The organism is Micromonospora sp. CNZ309 (assembly GCF_002846525.1).
On record NZ_PJNG01000001.1, the window covers coordinates 1,437,793 to 1,453,544 of the forward strand.

Sequence of the window (15,752 nt, forward strand, 5' to 3'; positions counted from 1 at the left end):
TGGTCATGACGAACCCCTCGACTCTGTACCGCGGCGGGACGCTGCACTGCCCGGCCGATCCGAGCGCGACGGCTCTGCTGGTGTCCGACGGCAGGATCTCCTGGCTGGGGGTGGACGCGGACGCGCCGTCCGCCGATCGGGTCGTGGATCTGGACGGGGCGTTGGTGACGCCGGCGTTCGTGGACGCGCACGTGCACGCCACGGACACGGGGTTGGCGTTGTCGGGGCTGGACCTGTCGGGGGTGCGTTCGGCGGCGGAGCTGTTGGACGCGGTGGCGGGGTTCGCGGCGGGGTTGCCGTCGGACGCGGTGGTGCTGGGGCACGGCTGGGACGAGTCGAGTTGGCCGGTGTCGGAGCTGCCGGACGCGGCGATGGTGGACCGGGCGGCCGGGGGGCGGCGGGTGTATCTGTCGCAGGCGTCGATCCATTCGGCGTTGGTGTCGGCGGCGTTGCTGGCGGCGTGTCCGCAGGTGGTGTCGGCGGTGGGGTACGACGCGTCGGGGTGGTTGCGGCGCGACGCGCACCACGTGGTGCGGGCGGCGGCGTTCGCGTCGGTGACGCGGGCGCAGCGGGTGGCGGCGCAGCGGGCGGCGTTGGGGCACGCGGCGTCGTTGGGTGTCGCGGCGGTGCACGAGTGTGGTGGTCCGGAGATCTCCGACGAGGAGGACTTCACGGGCCTGTTGGCGTTGTCGGGTGACGGCGTGGCGGAGGTGTACGGGTACTGGGGTGAGTTGGGTGGTGCGGCGCGGGCGCGGGAGTTGGGTGCGGTGGGTGCGGGTGGTGACCTGTTCGCCGATGGGGCGTTGGGGTCGCGTACGGCGCACGTGTCGCGGGACTACCTGGATGGTGACGGTGGGTGTGGTCACGGTTATCTGAGTGCGGAGCAGGTGCGGGAGCATCTGTTGGACTGTGCGGCGCACGGTGTGCAGGGTGGTTTCCACGCGATCGGTGACGCGGCCATCGCGACGGTGTTGGAGGGTTTCGCGGGGGCGGCGCAGCGGCTGGGCACGGATCGGGTGCGGGCGGCGCGGCACCGCATCGAGCATGCGGAGATCATGAGCAAGCGGTTGATCGCGGGGTTCGTGGAGTACGGGATCGTGGCGAGCATGCAGCCGGCGTTCGACCGGTTGTGGGGTGGCGCGGGTCGGATGTACGAGTCGCGGTTGGGCTTGGCGCGGTCGTTGGAGTCGAATCCGATGGGTGCGATGCACGCGGTGGGGGTGGCGTTGGCGTTCGGGTCGGATTCGCCGGTGACGCCGTTGGATCCGTGGGGTTCGGTGCGGGCGGCGGTGTGGCATCACAGTCCGGCGCAGCGGATGAGTGTGCGGGCGGCGTTCGCGGCGCACACCCGTGGTGGGTGGCGGGCGGTGCGGCTGGACAACGAGGGTGTGTTGGCGTTGGGGGCGCCGGCGACGTTCGCGGTGTGGTCGACGCCGGCGGGGGTGGAGCGGGGTTTGCCGGTGTTGTTGGCGGCGGATCCGGAGGCGCGTGGTCCGCAGGATCCGACGCCGTTGCCGGTGTGTCGGCGCACCGTGTTGCGTGGTGACGTGATCTTCGAGGAAGGGTCTTCGTGAGCGAGCGATCCATCGGTACGGCGTGTGGCGCCGTCGCGGGGCAGGGTGGGGTGACGGTGTGACGGGCAAGCTTGGTCTGGATCCGCGGTTGGTGGCGCGGGCGCGGGAGTTGGCGCGCCGTGCGGGTCAGCCGGTGGTGGATCTGGCGCGTAGCCACACGACGGTGTCGGTGGAGCGTGCGGTGTTGCGGCTGGCCGGGGTTTCCGGTGCCGATCCGGACGGGATTCCGTGGGTGAACCGGCTCGTGGACGCGGTGGTCGCGGACGTGGGGTTGGGGCACGGGGTGGCGTTGCCGGTGTTCGACGCGTTGGCCCGGGAGCAGCTCGGTGACGTGACGTTGCTGGCGCAGAAGGCGGCGGCGGGGTCGGTGCGGTTCGAGGTGCCGACGGGTAAGGCGGCCACGGCGGCGCGGAAGGCGGCGCGGCGGGCGGTCGGTGCGGGGATCCGGGCGATCGACCGGCGGCGGGCGGAGCGGGACCGGCTGGTGAAGCGGTTCGGGGATCCGAAGCAGCGGCCGTGGATCTATCTGATCGTGGCGACGGGGGACATCTACGAGGACATTCCGCAGGCGCAGGCGGCGGCGCGGGCGGGTGCGGACGTCATCGCGGTGATCCGGTCGACGGGGCAGTCGTTGTTGGACTACGTGCCGGAGGGTGCGACGCGGGAGGGTTTCGCGGGCACGTACGCGACGCAGGAGAACTTCCGGTTGATGCGGGCGGCGTTGGATGAGTCGTCGCGGGAGTTGGGCCGCTACGTGCGGTTGACGAACTACGCGTCGGGGCTGTGCATGCCGGAGATGGCGACCCTCGCCGGCCTGGAGCGGCTCGACATGATGTTGAACGATTCGATGTACGGGATCCTGTTCCGGGACATCAATCCGATCCGGACGTTCGTGGACCAGCGGTTCTCGCGGCAGGTGCACGCGCGGGCGGGGATCATCATCAACACCGGTGAGGACAACTACCTGACCACGGCGGACGCGGTGGACGAGGCGCACACGGTGACGGTGTCGCAGCTGCTCAACGAGTTCTTCGCGCACGAGGCGGGGTTGCGGGACTGGCAGTTGGGTCTGGGGCACGCGTTCGAGATCAACCCGGATGTGCCGGAGTCTTTCCGGTTGGAGTTGGCGCACGCGTTGTTGGCGCGGGAGTTGTTTCCGGACGCGCCGCTGAAGTGGATGCCGCCGACGAAGCACATGACGGGTGACGTGTTTCGGGGCAATCTGCTGGACGGGTTCTTCAACCTGGTGGGCACGATGACCGGGCAGGGGATCCTGCTGGTGGGGATGATGACCGAGGCGGTGGTGACGCCGTGGTTGTCGGACCGGGACATCGCGTTGCAGAACGTGCGGTACGTGCTGGGTGCGGCGGGTGGGTTGCACGAGGATTTCGTGCCGGCGCCGGGTGGGTTCATCCAGCAGCGGGCCAGCCGGGTGCTCTCGGAGGCGGTCGAGTTGTTGGAGCGTATCGGTGAGCAGTCGTTGTTGACGGCGATCGCCGAGGGCACGTTCGGGATCATGAAGCGGCCGGCGGATCGGGGCAAGGGCCTGTCCGGGGTGGCCGCGCACGAGGCTGGCTACTTCAATCCGGCCACGGAGATCCTGGAAGGGGCGGCCGCGTGAGTGCCGTGGAGGCTGGCGGCGGGGCCGCCGGGAAGAAGATCGTGCGGCCGTACGGGGACACCACGGGCGACGGCATGGTGCAGGTGTCGTTCACGTTGCCGGTGCCGCACGACAAGCGGGCCGAGGGCGCGGCGGTGCAGTTGGCGAACAAGATGGGCATGGACCCGGCGATGTTGGTGCATGCCAAGCCGATGAGCGAGGGCTTCACGTTCTTCGTGGTGTACGGGCGGGTGAACCATCTGGTGGACCTGTCGGCGGTGCAGGTGGTGGAGCGGGACTTTCCGCTGCTGAGCGCCAAGGAGGTCAACGCGGTGGTGAAGCGGCGGTTGCGGCGCAAGTTGTCGGTGGTGGGGGCGTGCATCGGCACGGACGCGCACACGGTGGGCATCGACGCGATCCTCAACGTCAAGGGCATCGCTGGTGAGAAGGGCCTGGAGTACTACCGGGAGTTGAAGGTCACCAACCTGGGGGCGCAGGTGAGTGTGCCGGAGTTGGTGGAGGCGGCCCGGGTGGAGCGGGCGGATGCGGTGCTGGTGTCGCAGGTGGTGACGCAGCGGGACGCGCATCTGCACAACACGCGGGAGATGTCGGCGGCGTTCCGGGAGGCCATGCCGGCGGGGCGTCGGCCGCTGCTGATCGTGGGTGGGCCGCGTTTCGACGAGACGATGGCCGGTGAGTTGGGCGTGGATCGGATCTTCGGCCGGGGGACGACTCCGGGTGAGGTGGCGAGTTTCCTGGTGCACGCGTTGATCGAGAAGAAGGCGAAGGCATGAGTGATTCCCGGGTGGGTCTGACGGTCGTACACCGGCGGTACGTTCCGTATTCGCATGCCCACTACGCGGGCAACCTGGTCGACGGGGCGTACGCGTTGGGGTTGTTCGGGGACGTGGCCACGGAGGTGTGTATCCGCACCGATGGTGACGAGGGGTTGTTCGCGTCGTACTCGGATGTGCAGTTCCGGGCGCCGATGAAGGCGGGCGACGTGTTGGAGGTGACGGCGACGGTGACCCGGGTGGGTACGCGCAGCCGCACGATCGACTTCGTGGCGGCGGTGGTGTGTCGGGGGCGTCCGGATCGGGGTGAGTCGGCGGCGGAGGTGCTCGACGAGCCGGTGGTGGCGGTCACGGCGACCGGCACGGTGGTCGTTCCCCCCGCGGCGTGAGGTACGCGGTCTGCGCCGACGTCGGGTCCACGTACACGAAGGTGGCGGTGGTGGACCTCGACGTCGGCGCGTTGGTGGGTGCGTCGTCGGCGCCGACGACGGTCGGTACGGACGTGCTGCACGGCCTGGACGCGGCGGTGGTGGCGGCGACCGCCGGGTTGGCTGGTGTGCGCGACGCGCCGTGGTACGTGTGTTCGTCGGCCGGTGGTGGGCTGCGGTTGGCGGTCGTCGGCTATGAGCGGCTGGTGACGGCGCAGGCGGGCCGGCGGGTGGGCCTGTCGGCGGGCGCGAACGTGGTGCACGTGGCGGCGGGCCGGCTCGGCGCGGCGGACCTGGCCGGGTTGCGGGCGGCCCGCCCGGACGTGGTGCTGCTGGTGGGTGGCACCGACGGCGGGGACGCCGAGACGTTGACGCACAACGCGACGCGGCTGGCGCGGGCCCGCTGGCGGGTGCCGGTGGTGTTGGCGGGCAACGTCGACGTGCGCGAGGAGTTGCATTCGGTGCTGGCGGCGGCGGGGGTGCCGGTGACGGTGGCCGACAACGTGTTGCCGCGCATCGGGGTGTTGGCGCCGGCGGGGGCGCGGGCGGCCATCCGGGAGGTGTTCCTGCGGCATGTGATCGGTGGCAAGCGGTTGTCGCGGGGGTCGCGGTTCGCGCGGCTGGTGCGCGCGGCCACCCCCGACGCGGTGTTGACCGGGGTGGAGGTGCTGGCCGACGCGCTGGGTGGTGATCTGGTGGTGGTGGACGTGGGGGGCGCCACCACGGACGTGTACTCGGTGTTGACGCCGGACGAGCGGGCGACGGGGCCGGGGCGGGAGGTGGCGGGGTCGCTGTGGCGGGCCCGTACGGTCGAGGGTGATCTGGGTATGCGGTGGAGCGCGCCGGGGGTGGTGCGGGCGGCGGCGGAGGAGCGGTTGCTCACCGACGCGGAGCGTGACGCGCTGGCGGCGGGGGCGGCGGCGCGGGCCGCCGATCCGGGTTTCCTGCCCGCGGGGGAGGCGGAGCGTGCGGTGGATGCCCGGATCGCGGCGTTGGCGGCGACGGTGGCGTTGCGGCGGCACGCGCGGGGTGCCGCGACGGGTGAGCGGGCCGGCCGGGACCTGCGTGACGTGCGGCTGCTGGTGGGCTCGGGTGGGGTGTTGCGGCACGCCGCGCCGGTGGACGCGGCCGGTGTGCTGGGTGCGGTGCTGACCGATCATGCCGGTGGGTGGCCGTTGCCGCGCGCGGCCCGGCCGGTAGTCGACGTCGACTACGTGCTGGCCGCCGGTGGGCTGCTGGCGGCGGAGCATCCGGTGGCGGCGGTGGCGTTGCTGCGGCGGCACCTGGGCACGGATTGAGACTCGCCGACGCGACACGCCGTGGTACATCACACGACAGGCCCGGGTGGGTTGACAGCGGCGGGGGTCTACGCCGTACCGTCTTTGAGTCCTACTACGGGAAGCGGCTGTTGTTCGCTTCGTCCCTTCGTCCGCTGGCCGAGCGACATGTGAGCAGTGCGTCGCGGCGGCCAGGTCCAGCGGGCGGGGGTCGGCGGGGCGGCGCGAACCGGCCGCGGTTACCGGTGTACGGGCAGGGTGAGGTGCACGGCCAGTAGACAACGGCCAGGCGGGGGCAGCCAGTCCGCGTCGGGTCGGTCCGAAGGTCGGCGCAGCTCATTCTCGCCCCACCGGCCGGGAAGGGCCTGGGAGCATCGGGGCGCGGCGCGAGCCGCGCCCCGATTTGTGTCCGGTGTCCGTTGCGGGCGGCAGAGCGGCCGGGTGGGCCGTGGCGGGGCTGTGGCGGTACGGGCGGGTAGCCTTCGGCCCGTGATCGTGGGGAATCGACCGGCGGCGACCGGGGACGACGACCGGCCCGCAGCTCGGGCGGGGGCGCTGCCGTTGCGGGTGGCCGCGCCGATGGCGGTGGCGGCCGGCCTGGCGTTGCTGGCGGCGTTTCCGCCGTACGGGCTGTGGCCGCTGGCGCCGCTGGGGGTGGCGTTGCTGGCGGCGGCGACGCACCGGCGTCGGCTGCGCGCCGGGGCGGGGCTGGGCTTCCTGACCGGGGTGGCGTTGTTCGCGCCGCTGTTGAGCTGGACGAACCTGCACACCGGCTACCTGCCGTGGGTGCTGTTGTCGCTGTTGCAGGCCGGCTACCTGGCGCTGCTGGGCGCGGCGGGCGCCTACGTGTCGCCGCTGGTGGACCGGGTGCGGTGGAGTTGGCCGGCGGTGACCGGCGTGTTGTGGGTGGGGCAGGAGGCGCTGCGCGACCGTACGCCGTTCGGCGGGTTCCCGTGGGGGCGGCTGGCGTTCAGTCAGGGTGACTCGCCGCTGCTGCGGCTGGCCGCGTGGGGTGGGGCGCCGCTGGTGACGTTCGCGGTGGCGTTGACCGGTGGGCTGCTGGTGGCGGCGCTGTGGCGGCCGTGGGGCGGGCGGCGGCGCTGGTGGGTGCCGGTGGCCGCGTTGAGCGCCGGGGCGGTCGCGGTGCCCGTGGTGGGGCTGCTGGTGCCGGTGGCGGCCGTGGGGGGCGGCGACGCGGTGACGGTGGCGATCGTGCAGGGCAACGTGCCGCGTCTCGGCCTGGACTTCAACGCGCAGCGGCAGGCGGTGCTGAACAACCACGTCGACGCCACGATCGAGCTGGCCGGGCAGGTGGCCGCCGGTGTGCGGTCCCGCCCCGACCTGGTGGTGTGGCCGGAGAACTCCAGCGACATCGACCCGCTGCGCGACACCGACGCCGGGGCGCGCATCTCGCAGGCCGCCGACGCGGTCGGTGCCCCGATCCTGGTGGGTGCGGTGCTGCGTGGCCCGGGCGACGGTCAGGTCCGTAACGCGGGCATCCTGTGGCGGCCCGGTAGTGGCCCGGATCTGGCGCAGTTGTACACCAAGCGGCATCCGGTGCCGTTCGCCGAGTACGTGCCGATGCGTGATCTGGCCCGGATGGTCAGCAAGCAGGTCGACCGGGTGCGCGCCGATTTCGTGCCGGGCAGCGAGCCGGGGGTGCTGGACAGCGGGGTGGCGGTGCTCGGTGACGTGATCTGCTTCGAGGTCGCCTACGACGAGGTGGTGCGTGACACGGTGACCGGTGGGGCGCAGCTGCTGGTGGTGCAGACCAACAACGCCACGTTCGACGTGGCCGAGGCGCGCCAGCAGTTGGCCATGGTGCGGTTGCGGGCGGTGGAGCACGGGCGGCCGGCGTTGATGGCCTCGACGGTCGGGGTGTCCGGGTTCGTTGCCCCGGACGGGCGGGTAAGCGACGCCACCGGGTTCAACACCCGAGCGGTCGTGGTGCGGCAGCTGCGGCTGGACGACGGGCGCACCCTGGCCACGCGGGTCGGGCTGTGGCCGGAGGTGGCGTTGGCTGCCCTGGCCGTGGCGGCCCTGGCGGGCGCGGTCGTGCTGCGCCGCCGGCACCACGGCGGCTGACACCAGCCGGTACGCCGGCGGAGGGGAAGCGACGGTGGGCGAGACGACCGGTACCCGGGCGGACACCGGTCAGCCGGGGGTGGGTCGGGTGCTCGTGGTGATCCCGACCTACAACGAGGCCGACAACGTGGCGCGGATCGTGGCGCGGGTGCGGCGTGCCGCGCCTGCGGTGGAGATCCTGGTCGCCGACGACAACAGCCCGGACGGTACCGGCGCGGTAGCCGACGCCCTGGCGGGCGCCGACGGGCGGGTGCACGTGCTGCACCGGGCGGGCAAGCAGGGTCTGGGGGCGGCCTACCTGGCGGGGTTCGCGTGGGCCCGCGAGCGTGGCTTCGACGCGGTGGTGGAGATGGACGCCGACGGTTCGCACGCCCCGGAGGATCTGCCCGCGTTGCTGGCGGCGGCCCGCGACGCCGACGTGGTGATCGGTTCGCGGTGGACCGGGGGAGCGCGGGTGGTGAACTGGCCGCTGCGGCGGCTGCTGTTGTCGCGGTGCGGCAACCTGTACGCGCGGCTGGCGTTGGGCATGCCGTTGTCCGACGCCACGGGCGGCTACCGGGTGTACCGGTTGGCGGCCCTGGACGCCATCGACCTGGAGTCGGTCTGTTCGCAGGGCTACTCGTTCCAGGTGGAGCTGTCGCGGTTGGCGCACCGTTCGGGGGCGCGCATCGTGGAGGTGCCGATCACGTTCGCCGAGCGGGAACGCGGCAGCAGCAAGATGAGTCCGTTGATCGTGGCGGAGGCGCTGTGGCGGATCACGACGTGGGCGGTGCAGGACCGGCGGGTGGCGTTGCGGCGGGGTCTGCACGGCACCCCCACCGGTCAGGTCCGGTGGCCCTGAGCGGGCGCGTGTCATGCTGGACGGGGCGCCGGTGCCCGCGCGGGGTGGCCCGCGTCGGGGCGCCGCGGATGGTGAGTGGGGTGAGATGCGCCGAGGACTGAGGTTTGTGCCGTTGGCCCTGTTGGCGGCGGTGCTGCTGGAGCTGGTGGTGTTCGTCGCGGTGGGACGGGCGATCGGGTTCGGTGCGACGCTGCTGGCGGTGTTCGCGGCGTCGCTGCTCGGGCTGGTGCTGCTGCGGCGCGAGGGGATGCGGGCCTGGCGGGGCTTCAAGGCGTCCGCGCAGGCCGGGCAGCCGCCGGGCCGGCAGGTCACCGACGGTCTCGTCGGGCTGCTCGGCGCGCTGCTGCTGGCGTTGCCGGGCCTGCTCAGTGGCCTGGTGGGAGTGTTGTTGCTGGTGCCGCCGGTGCGCCGGTTGGCGCGCGGCGGGGTGCAGCGTGCGGCGGAGCGGCGGGTGTCGTCGATGGTGGCCGGTGACCTGTTCGGGCCGCGGCGGGTGCGGGTGCGCCGGGGCGCGGCCGCACCGGCGGATGCGCCGGTGGCGGAGCCGACTGTCGTGGTCGACGGGGGTCGGGCCATCGAGGGTGAGATCGTGGAGCCCGGCCGCAACTGAGTCGCACACGACGGCGCCCCGGAAGCCATGGCTTCCGGGGCGCCGTCGTGTGCGGTGTGGCTCAGGCGCGGCCGCGGCGGGTGCGGACCTCCTGCAGCCGCTCGGCGAGGATGTCCTCCAGCTCGGCGATGGAGCGCCGCTCCAGCAGCATGTCCCAGTGGGTGCGCGGCGGCTTGGCCTTCTTCTGCTCCGGCTCGCTGCCGTCGACCAGCCGGGCCACGCTGCCGTCGAACTTGCATTCCCAGGTCGTGGGGACCTCGGCGTCGACGGCGAACGGGACCTCGAACTGGTGGCCCTTGGCGCAGAGGTACTCGCGGGTCTGACGCGGCGCGAGCTCCGTGTTGCGGTCGGATTCGTAGCTGACCGCGCCCAGACGGCTGCCACGCAGCATACGCTCGCCCATGATCGACTTCCCCTCGTTCGTGGTGCTGGTCTACTCGGTGTAACGGTCCGTTCCCGCCGGGCCATTCCCGCCCGGATGCCCGGGCGGGCCTGCACAAGGGTAGCGGGCCATGCCAGCTGCCCGGCGGGATCGTCCCGCGCCGGGTCGGGTCCTGCGGTGTCTCCGCGGTGCCAACGGCGATGGTAGCCGTCCCGCGTCGGCGCAGCTCGCGCTGGCCGGTGACGCGCCGGCCACCACCGGCGCTGGCGACACCAGGTGTGCGGCGGCGGTTCAGCTCGCCGGGGTCGGTGGCAGTGGCAGCGGCAGGCCCGGCAGGCCGTCGATGCTGTGCGCCACGTTGTCCTTGCCGGCGAAGTAGTCGCTCAGCGACGCGTCGTCCTCCCGGGCGAAGCGCCGGCCGTGCAGGTCGCGGTCGGCGTCGTAGGACATGAACGGCACCGCGTAGCCGCAGGTGTCGCGGATCAGTTCGGCGGTCACGACGATGATCGCCCGCAGGCCGTGCACGGTGGGGTCGATGTCGGGGAAGTGGCCCGTCAGCTCCCGCCAGCGGGCGTCGTCGCGGAACACGGGCTCGCCGCGCCCGTGCACCCGCACGATGTTTGGCGGCCCCTCGAAGGCGCACCACATGAGGGTGATCCGGCCGTTCTCCCGCAGGTGCGCGATCGTCTCGGCGTTGCTGCCCGCGAAGTCCAGGTAGGCCACCGTGTGCGCGTCGAGCACCGCCCACGAGCCACGCAGCCCCTTCGGCGACAGGTTGATGGTGCCGTCGGCCGACAGCGGTGCCGTGGCAGTGAAGAACAGCGGCTGCTGCTCGATGAAGGTGCGCAGGCGGCCCTCGATGCGCTCATGTGTCTTTCCCACCCCGGCATCATGACCCGCCGACGTCCGGCCCGGCTGCCCCGGCGGCGCGGTGCTCAACGCGTGGACGCGGCGACGCGCCCGCGCTCACCGTCGGAGAGCAACGACGGCAGCGAGCGACCCTGCCCGGCGACGGCGGCGTCCTCGGCCCGGGAGAAGCGACGAAGCGAAATCAAGAAAATCAAGGTCGACATCTTCAAAGTTAATTTCTTTGGAGGTATAACTTCAGGAATGACAGAGCAGGCGATGGACTGGCAGGAACTGACGAACCTGACCCGAGGCCAGCCGTTCCTCGTCGAGCGGGTGCGCCTGGCAGGCAACGGCGTCGCTATCGAGGGCGAGTTCGAGCTGCCGCAGCTGGCCCAGCTCAACGTCGAGGACCAGGTCTTCGTCACGGCGTTCGTGCGGTGCCACGGCTCCATCAAGGAGATGGAACGGATCTTCGGGGTGAGCTACCCGACGGTCAAGTCACGACTGAACCGGATCACGCAGATGCTCGACTTCGTCGAGACCGATCCGGCGCCGTCGCGGGCCGACGTCATCGACCGGCTGCGCCGCGGCGAGATCACCGCGCAGCAGGCGGTCGTCGAACTAAAGAGCCGCGCGTGATGCCGCGGTCGGTGAGCGTACGGGTGCGACGCCCGACTGGCCGTCCCGTGCGGATCCGGGTCCCGGTGCTTCCCGTCGTGCTCGTGTGCGCACCGCTCGTGGTCCTGGTCGTGCTGGTGGCGGCCGTGACCTGTCTCGCGTACCGCGTCAGCGTGACGCGCGCGCTCGGCACGGCGTGGCGCGTCGTGTCCGCACTGCCCGGCACCCGCATCGACATCGAGCAGGGCCGCACGGCCGTGCTCGTCGCCATCCGATAGGAGAGAGAGCCGATGACCGAACAACGCAGGGACATCCTCGACATGCTGGCCGAGGGCAGGATCACCGCGGCGGAGGCCGAGCAGCTCCTCGCCGCTCTCGAACGCGACCAGCCGCCGGTCGCATCGAGTGTCGACGCCCGGCCCAGGAACAAGGCGAAGTACCTGCGGGTGGTGGTGGACACCGTCGAGGACGGCGAGCCGGGCCGGGTCAACGTACGGGTGCCGCTGCAACTGTTGCGCGCCGGCGTGCGGCTGGCGGCCCTGATCCCGCCGCAGGCGCTGGGTCAGGCCAACGCCGAGCTGCACAGGTCGGGTGTGCCGCTGGACCTGACGCAGCTCAAGCCGGAACAGCTCGAGACGCTCGTGGAGCACCTCGACGAGATGACCGTGGAGGTCGACCAGCCCGACGCCAAGGTGCGGGTCTTCTGCGAGTAGTCGCCGTGCGACGGACCCTCGGCAAGGGTGCGGGAACACCCTCCCGAGGCCGCGTCCGCCACGGCAGAGCACGGTGGAACTGCGAACCTGAATCCTAGCCGGGTCGGCGTCGACACCGGGCAGACCCGTGCCGGTGCGGGGCGTGCGCCTCGCTCACGGCGCCGGCCGGGCGGGGCCGGCGGCGCCGAGGTTGGCCAGGGCGGCGGCGAGGTGGCTGACCTGGTCGGCGAGCTGGGCGGCACGCCGCTGCGCCTCGTCGCGGTCGGTCTCGGCGGCACGCAGCCGTACGGCCAGGTCGGCGGCGCGGCCCTCGGCGGCGCCCGCAACCTCGCGCGCGGCGGCCAGCTCGGCGCGCAGCGTGTCGCGGTGCCCGGCGAGGTCGGCCACCTGCGCGCGGGCCTGCTCGGCGGTCGCCTCGGCGCGCTGCCGGGCGGCCTCGGCGTCGCGGCTGGTCGCCTCGGCGCGCTGCCGGGCCGTGTCGGCCTCGGCGGCGGCCGTACGGGCGACGTCAGCCTCGGCGCGGGCCTGCTCGGCGCGCTCGCGGGCCTGTTCGGCTTCGGCGTGCAGGCGCTGCGCGCGGTCGAGGGCCTCCGTGGCGGCGCGGGTCGCCCGGTCGGCGTCGGCGCGGGCGGCGTCGCGCTCGCCGGTCAGTTCGGTGGCGCGGCGTCGCTCGGCGTCGACGTCGACGCGCAGCGCACGCAGCTCGTGGCGGGCCTGGTCACGGTCGCGTTCGGCCTGGGTGCGCAGGGCCTCCGCGGCGCTGGCCTGCCGGCGGGCGTCGTCGCGGGCGGCCTCGGCCCGGTCGGCGCGGGCGATCGCCGCCGAGGCCCGCTCGGCGGCGGAGCGGGCCTCGGCGTGGGCGGCGTCGCGTTCGGCGGTGGCGGAGCGGGCCTGCTCGCGGGCCAGGACGGCGGCCGCGGCGGCGTCCTCGGCGTCGCGGCGGGCCTCGTCGCGCTCGGTCTGCGCCGCCGCGACCTGCGTGGCCGCGTCGGCGCGGGCCTGGGCGAGCTGGCGTTCCACGCCGACCGGGGACAGCTCGGCGTGCAGGGCGTCGACGAGGGTCTCCGCGACCTGCTCCAGCCGGTCCACCGCCTCCCAGGTGCGGGCCACCTGCCCGGGCAGGCCGGGGGCGTTGCGGTGCCGCATCCGGCTGTTGCGGGAGGCCCGCTGGCAGGCGCCGTCGTTGTCGCGGCAGTAGCGGAACGGCCGGCCGGCGCCGACACGCTGCGGCACCTGGCGTCCGCAGTGGGCGCAGGGGCGGGTCTCAACGGAGGTGGGCTCGGCGTCCATCGAGGGCGCAGTCTACTGCCGGGCCCACTGGGCCCCGCCGCAGCGCCCGACCGGTCCGCCCTCGCCCGTGGCCGACGCACCAGACGGTGGCCGCCGCGTGCGGCGTCGACGCGCTCAGCCGGCCGTGCGGGCCGTACGGTCCAGGGTGTAGCGGCGTTGCAGCAGCAGCGCGACGAGCATCGCCGCCGCGGGCAGCAGCCCGAAGCCCCAGCGGATCGCGTCCAGCGCGCCGTCGGGCTGGGTGACGCCGGCCCCGGCGGTGGAGGCGACGAACCCGCCCGCGGCCAGGCACAGTGAGTACGCCCACGGGCCCAGCGCCGCGCCGGTGGCCTCGGTGGCCGTCCAGACCCCGGTGTAGGTGCCGGCGGCGCCGCCGCTGGCGCGGATGACGTCGGGCACCATCGAGAACGGCAGCAGCTGCATGCCGGCGAAGGCGACGCCGAGCACCGCCACGGCCGCCACCAGCACGGGAAGCCCCGCCGGACGGCCGACGGCGAGCACCAGCGAGCCGGCCGCGAAGGCGCCCTGGGCGCCCAGCAGCGCCCGTTGCTTACCGACCCGGCGGGCCGCCACCAGCCAGGCCGGGGTGACCAGCAGGGCCGGGGCGACGAAGGCGGCCACCAGCACGGTGGTCAGGCCGGGGCGGCCCAGCTCGTACTCGGCGTAGTAGGGCACGCCGGCCAGGACCAGGTGGGTGGTGCTCGACATGGCCAGGTACGCGGCGACCAGCCACCGGAACTGCCGGTCGCGCAGCGCCACGGCGAGGCCCCGCCAGCCGCCGCCGTGCGGTGCGGGCGTCGCGGCGGCGGCCCGGCGCAGCCGACCGATGCCGGCGACCCCGATCAGCATGGTGGCCAGCATGCCGACGGCCAGCAGCACGCCCATGCGCTGGTAGCCGCCCCGGGTGGCGTCCTGCCCGCCGGCGAGCAGCGGCGCCAGCAGCCCGGAGGCGAGGATGCCGAGGGTCAGCACCACCATCCGGAAGGCCATCAGGCGGGTGCGTTCGTGGTAGCCGATGCGCAGGTCGGCGGGGGTGGCCAGGTAGGGGACCTGGTAGGCGGCGAAGAGCAGGTTGCCGGCGACGAAGGCGAGCGCCACCCAGGCGGCGGCCGGCGCGCCGGTGAGTGCGCCGGGCACGGCGAACAGGGCGGCGAAGGCCAGCGGCAGGGCGCAGCCGAGCAGCAGCAGCCGCCGTCGGTCGCCCCGGCGGGTCTGCTCGACGTCGCAGCGGTGCCCGATCCAGGGGTGCAGCAGGACGTCGGCGACCTTCGGCAGCAGCAGCGCCAGGCCGGCGAGCCAGGGGGTGACGGCCAGCACGTCGGTGAGGAAGTAGAGCAGCAGCAGGCCGGGGACCGTCACCCAGACGCCCATGCCGAGGGAACCGGCGGCGAAGCCGAGCAACGGCCCACGGGGCAGGGTGGCGCCGCGCGTGCCGGCCGGCTGCTGGTCGAGCCCGGTCATGACGGCCTCCTCTGCGGGCATGCCGCCCGCAATCCAACGGATGCTGGATTGTAGGGGCAGAATGGCGGCCATGACCATGCCCCGCCGCCGACCCGGGCGGCCCCGCCGCGAGGAGACCCGACCCACCCGGGAGGTGGTGCTCGCCGCCGCGACCGCGCTGTTCGCCCGGCGGGGCTTCGACGCCGTCGGGCTGCGGGAGGTCGCGGCGGCGGCCGGCGTGGACGTCGCCACGGTCTCGCACCACACGGGTACGAAGGCGCAGCTCTACGACGCCTGCTTCGCCCGGGTCTTCGCCGCCGAGCGCGACGTGCTCGAGGCGGCGGCGGGGCGCGCCCGGCAGGCGCTCGACAGCGGGCCGGCCGAGGTCCGGCGGGCGCTGCACGACCTGGTGGACGTGTTCGTGGACTTCCTGGAGGACCGGCCCGAGACCACCGCGCTGTGGCTGCGCCGCTGGCTGGAGCCGCAGCGGCACGCCGAACTCGACGAGCGTTACGCCGCCCCGCTGTACCGGCTCGTCGCGGACCTGCTCACCGCCGCCGCGGCGGCCGGCGCGCTGGCCGAGCCGGCGCCGCACGTGACGGTACGCAGCCTGGTGTGGGCGGTGCACGGGCACGTGGTGGCCCTGGCCGCGGGCGGGGGTTCGCAGGCGCGCCAGCGGCGGGAGTTCCGCGCCTTCGTGCACCGCTTCCTCGACGGGCTGTACGGGCCGGCGACGCCTTGACGTGCCCGGGCGTACCGGGCCATTATCCAACGCACGTTGGATTAACGGGAAGGAGTCGGCGATGGGTGCGCAGCCGTCCGTGGCGGTCATCGGCGCGGGCGCGGCCGGACTGGCCACCCTCAAGGCCCTCGCCGACGCCGGCGTGCCCGCCGTCGGCTTCGAGGCGACCGAGCGGGTCGGCGGCCTCTGGGTGTACGGGGCGTCCGGCTCGCCCGCGTACCGGACCCTGCACCTGAACACCAGCAAGGCGCGCACCGAGTTCGCCGACCACCCGATGCCGGCGCACTGGCCGGACTACCCCGACCACGCCCGCGTCGCCGGCTGGCTCACCGACTACGCCGACCGCTTCGGCCTGCACGACGCGGTGCGGCTGCGGCACACCGTCGAGCGGGTCGAACGCGGCGGCGACGGCCGCTGGAGCGTGCACGCCGCCGGACCCGACGGCCCCGTCGACGTCAGCGTCGACGCCGTCGTCGTCGCCAACGGCCACAACCGGGTGCCGAAACCGC

The 15,752-nt window shown here is 73.6% G+C and carries 15 protein-coding genes and 2 pseudogenes; 13 read left to right on the forward strand and 4 right to left on the reverse strand.

What is annotated here, in order from left to right; all coding sequences use genetic code 11:
• The first annotated feature begins 5 nt into the window (after positions 1 to 5).
• The 8 genes and pseudogenes from CLT72_RS05680 to CLT72_RS05715 all read left to right on the forward strand — a co-directional run bounded on the left by CLT72_RS05680 (position 6) and on the right by CLT72_RS05715 (position 9,209).
• Complete coding sequence (locus CLT72_RS05680) at positions 6 to 1,574, forward strand: amidohydrolase (protein WP_101414958.1); 1,569 nt, start codon at positions 6 to 8, stop codon at positions 1,572 to 1,574.
• Between the two features lie 58 nt (positions 1,575 to 1,632).
• Entirely contained in the window at positions 1,633 to 3,195 is a 1,563-nt protein-coding gene (gene kamD / locus CLT72_RS05685; RefSeq protein WP_101409833.1) for a lysine 5,6-aminomutase subunit alpha, read from the forward strand.
• Positions 3,196 to 3,200: 5 nt separating this feature from the next.
• Positions 3,201 to 3,968 (forward strand): lysine 5,6-aminomutase subunit beta, encoded by a 768-nt coding sequence (kamE, locus tag CLT72_RS05690; protein ID WP_374208842.1) that lies wholly within the window; start codon positions 3,201 to 3,203, stop codon positions 3,966 to 3,968.
• Positions 3,965 to 4,357, forward strand: coding sequence for a 3-aminobutyryl-CoA ammonia lyase (kal, locus tag CLT72_RS05695; RefSeq protein ID WP_101409835.1), 393 nt, complete (start codon positions 3,965 to 3,967; stop codon positions 4,355 to 4,357). The genes kamE and kal overlap by 4 nt, the downstream gene beginning before the upstream one ends.
• Positions 4,354 to 5,694 carry a glutamate mutase L gene (locus CLT72_RS05700; RefSeq protein WP_101409836.1) on the forward strand — a complete coding sequence of 447 codons (1,341 nt, stop codon included), beginning with the start codon at positions 4,354 to 4,356 and terminating at the stop codon, positions 5,692 to 5,694. The genes kal and CLT72_RS05700 overlap by 4 nt, the downstream gene beginning before the upstream one ends.
• Positions 5,695 to 6,114: 420 nt before the next feature.
• Positions 6,115 to 7,784, forward strand: a pseudogene (gene lnt / locus CLT72_RS05705) (apolipoprotein N-acyltransferase); the annotation flags it as partial.
• A gap of 8 nt (positions 7,785 to 7,792) precedes the next feature.
• The gene (locus tag CLT72_RS05710; protein WP_101409838.1) at positions 7,793 to 8,599 is read left to right on the forward strand and encodes a polyprenol monophosphomannose synthase; all 807 of its coding nucleotides are present in this window, start codon (positions 7,793 to 7,795) and stop codon (positions 8,597 to 8,599) included.
• A gap of 85 nt (positions 8,600 to 8,684) precedes the next feature.
• On the forward strand, positions 8,685 to 9,209 hold the full coding sequence (locus tag CLT72_RS05715; protein WP_101409839.1) for an FxsA family protein: 525 nt from the start codon (positions 8,685 to 8,687) through the stop codon (positions 9,207 to 9,209).
• Between the two features lie 61 nt (positions 9,210 to 9,270).
• On the opposite strand, the gene CLT72_RS05720 is transcribed toward CLT72_RS05715, so the two are convergent.
• On the reverse strand, positions 9,271 to 9,612 hold the full coding sequence (locus CLT72_RS05720; protein WP_046564157.1) for an RNA polymerase-binding protein RbpA: 342 nt from the start codon (positions 9,610 to 9,612) through the stop codon (positions 9,271 to 9,273).
• 270 nt (positions 9,613 to 9,882) lie between these two features.
• A complete protein-coding gene (locus CLT72_RS05725; RefSeq protein ID WP_101409840.1) occupies positions 9,883 to 10,473 on the reverse strand; it encodes a pyridoxamine 5'-phosphate oxidase family protein in 591 nt (196 codons plus the stop codon).
• Between the two features lie 60 nt (positions 10,474 to 10,533).
• Here CLT72_RS05725 and CLT72_RS05730 point away from each other — a divergent pair, with 60 nt between their 5' ends.
• From CLT72_RS05730 to CLT72_RS05740, 3 genes are all read left to right on the forward strand, one after another.
• Positions 10,534 to 11,079 carry a DUF2089 domain-containing protein gene (locus tag CLT72_RS05730; RefSeq protein WP_486484188.1) on the forward strand — a complete coding sequence of 182 codons (546 nt, stop codon included), beginning with the start codon at positions 10,534 to 10,536 and terminating at the stop codon, positions 11,077 to 11,079.
• Positions 11,080 to 11,162: 83 nt separating this feature from the next.
• Positions 11,163 to 11,336: a hypothetical protein gene (locus tag CLT72_RS05735; protein ID WP_250101045.1), complete on the forward strand. Its 174-nt coding sequence runs from the start codon at positions 11,163 to 11,165 to the stop codon at positions 11,334 to 11,336.
• A 12-nt stretch (positions 11,337 to 11,348) separates the two neighbouring features.
• Entirely contained in the window at positions 11,349 to 11,771 is a 423-nt protein-coding gene (locus CLT72_RS05740) for an SHOCT-like domain-containing protein (protein WP_101409843.1), read from the forward strand.
• 153 nt (positions 11,772 to 11,924) lie between these two features.
• Here the strand turns inward: CLT72_RS05740 and CLT72_RS05745 are convergent, their stop codons facing one another.
• On the reverse strand, positions 11,925 to 13,061 hold the full coding sequence (locus CLT72_RS05745; RefSeq protein ID WP_101409844.1) for a coiled-coil domain-containing protein: 1,137 nt from the start codon (positions 13,059 to 13,061) through the stop codon (positions 11,925 to 11,927).
• Positions 13,062 to 13,175: 114 nt separating this feature from the next.
• Complete coding sequence (locus CLT72_RS05750) at positions 13,176 to 14,522, reverse strand: MFS transporter (protein WP_101409845.1); 1,347 nt, start codon at positions 14,520 to 14,522, stop codon at positions 13,176 to 13,178.
• 70 nt (positions 14,523 to 14,592) lie between these two features.
• Between CLT72_RS05750 and CLT72_RS05755 the strand changes: the two genes are divergently transcribed.
• Together CLT72_RS05755 and CLT72_RS32535 are read left to right on the forward strand one after the other, a co-directional pair.
• On the forward strand, positions 14,593 to 15,243 hold the full coding sequence (locus CLT72_RS05755; RefSeq protein ID WP_284039690.1) for a TetR/AcrR family transcriptional regulator: 651 nt from the start codon (positions 14,593 to 14,595) through the stop codon (positions 15,241 to 15,243).
• Between the two features lie 61 nt (positions 15,244 to 15,304).
• Positions 15,305 to 15,694, forward strand: a pseudogene (locus tag CLT72_RS32535) (flavin-containing monooxygenase); the annotation flags it as partial.
• Between the last annotated feature and the right edge of the window lie 58 nt (positions 15,695 to 15,752).

What these genes read in the sequence shown, in the direction of transcription:
- CLT72_RS05680 (WP_101414958.1), top strand. Translation starts at nt 6, where the DNA reads ATGACGAACCCCTCGACTCTGTACCGCGGCGGGACGCTGCACTGCCCG.
- kal (WP_101409835.1), top strand. Translation starts at nt 3,965, where the DNA reads ATGAGTGATTCCCGGGTGGGTCTGACGGTCGTACACCGGCGGTACGTT.
- CLT72_RS05715 (WP_101409839.1), top strand. Translation starts at nt 8,685, where the DNA reads ATGCGCCGAGGACTGAGGTTTGTGCCGTTGGCCCTGTTGGCGGCGGTG.
- CLT72_RS05720 (WP_046564157.1), bottom strand. Translation starts at nt 9,612, where the DNA reads ATGGGCGAGCGTATGCTGCGTGGCAGCCGTCTGGGCGCGGTCAGCTAC.
- CLT72_RS05740 (WP_101409843.1), top strand. Translation starts at nt 11,349, where the DNA reads ATGACCGAACAACGCAGGGACATCCTCGACATGCTGGCCGAGGGCAGG.
- CLT72_RS05745 (WP_101409844.1), bottom strand. Translation starts at nt 13,061, where the DNA reads ATGGACGCCGAGCCCACCTCCGTTGAGACCCGCCCCTGCGCCCACTGC.
- CLT72_RS05750 (WP_101409845.1), bottom strand. Translation starts at nt 14,522, where the DNA reads ATGACCGGGCTCGACCAGCAGCCGGCCGGCACGCGCGGCGCCACCCTG.
- CLT72_RS05755 (WP_284039690.1), top strand. Translation starts at nt 14,593, where the DNA reads ATGACCATGCCCCGCCGCCGACCCGGGCGGCCCCGCCGCGAGGAGACC.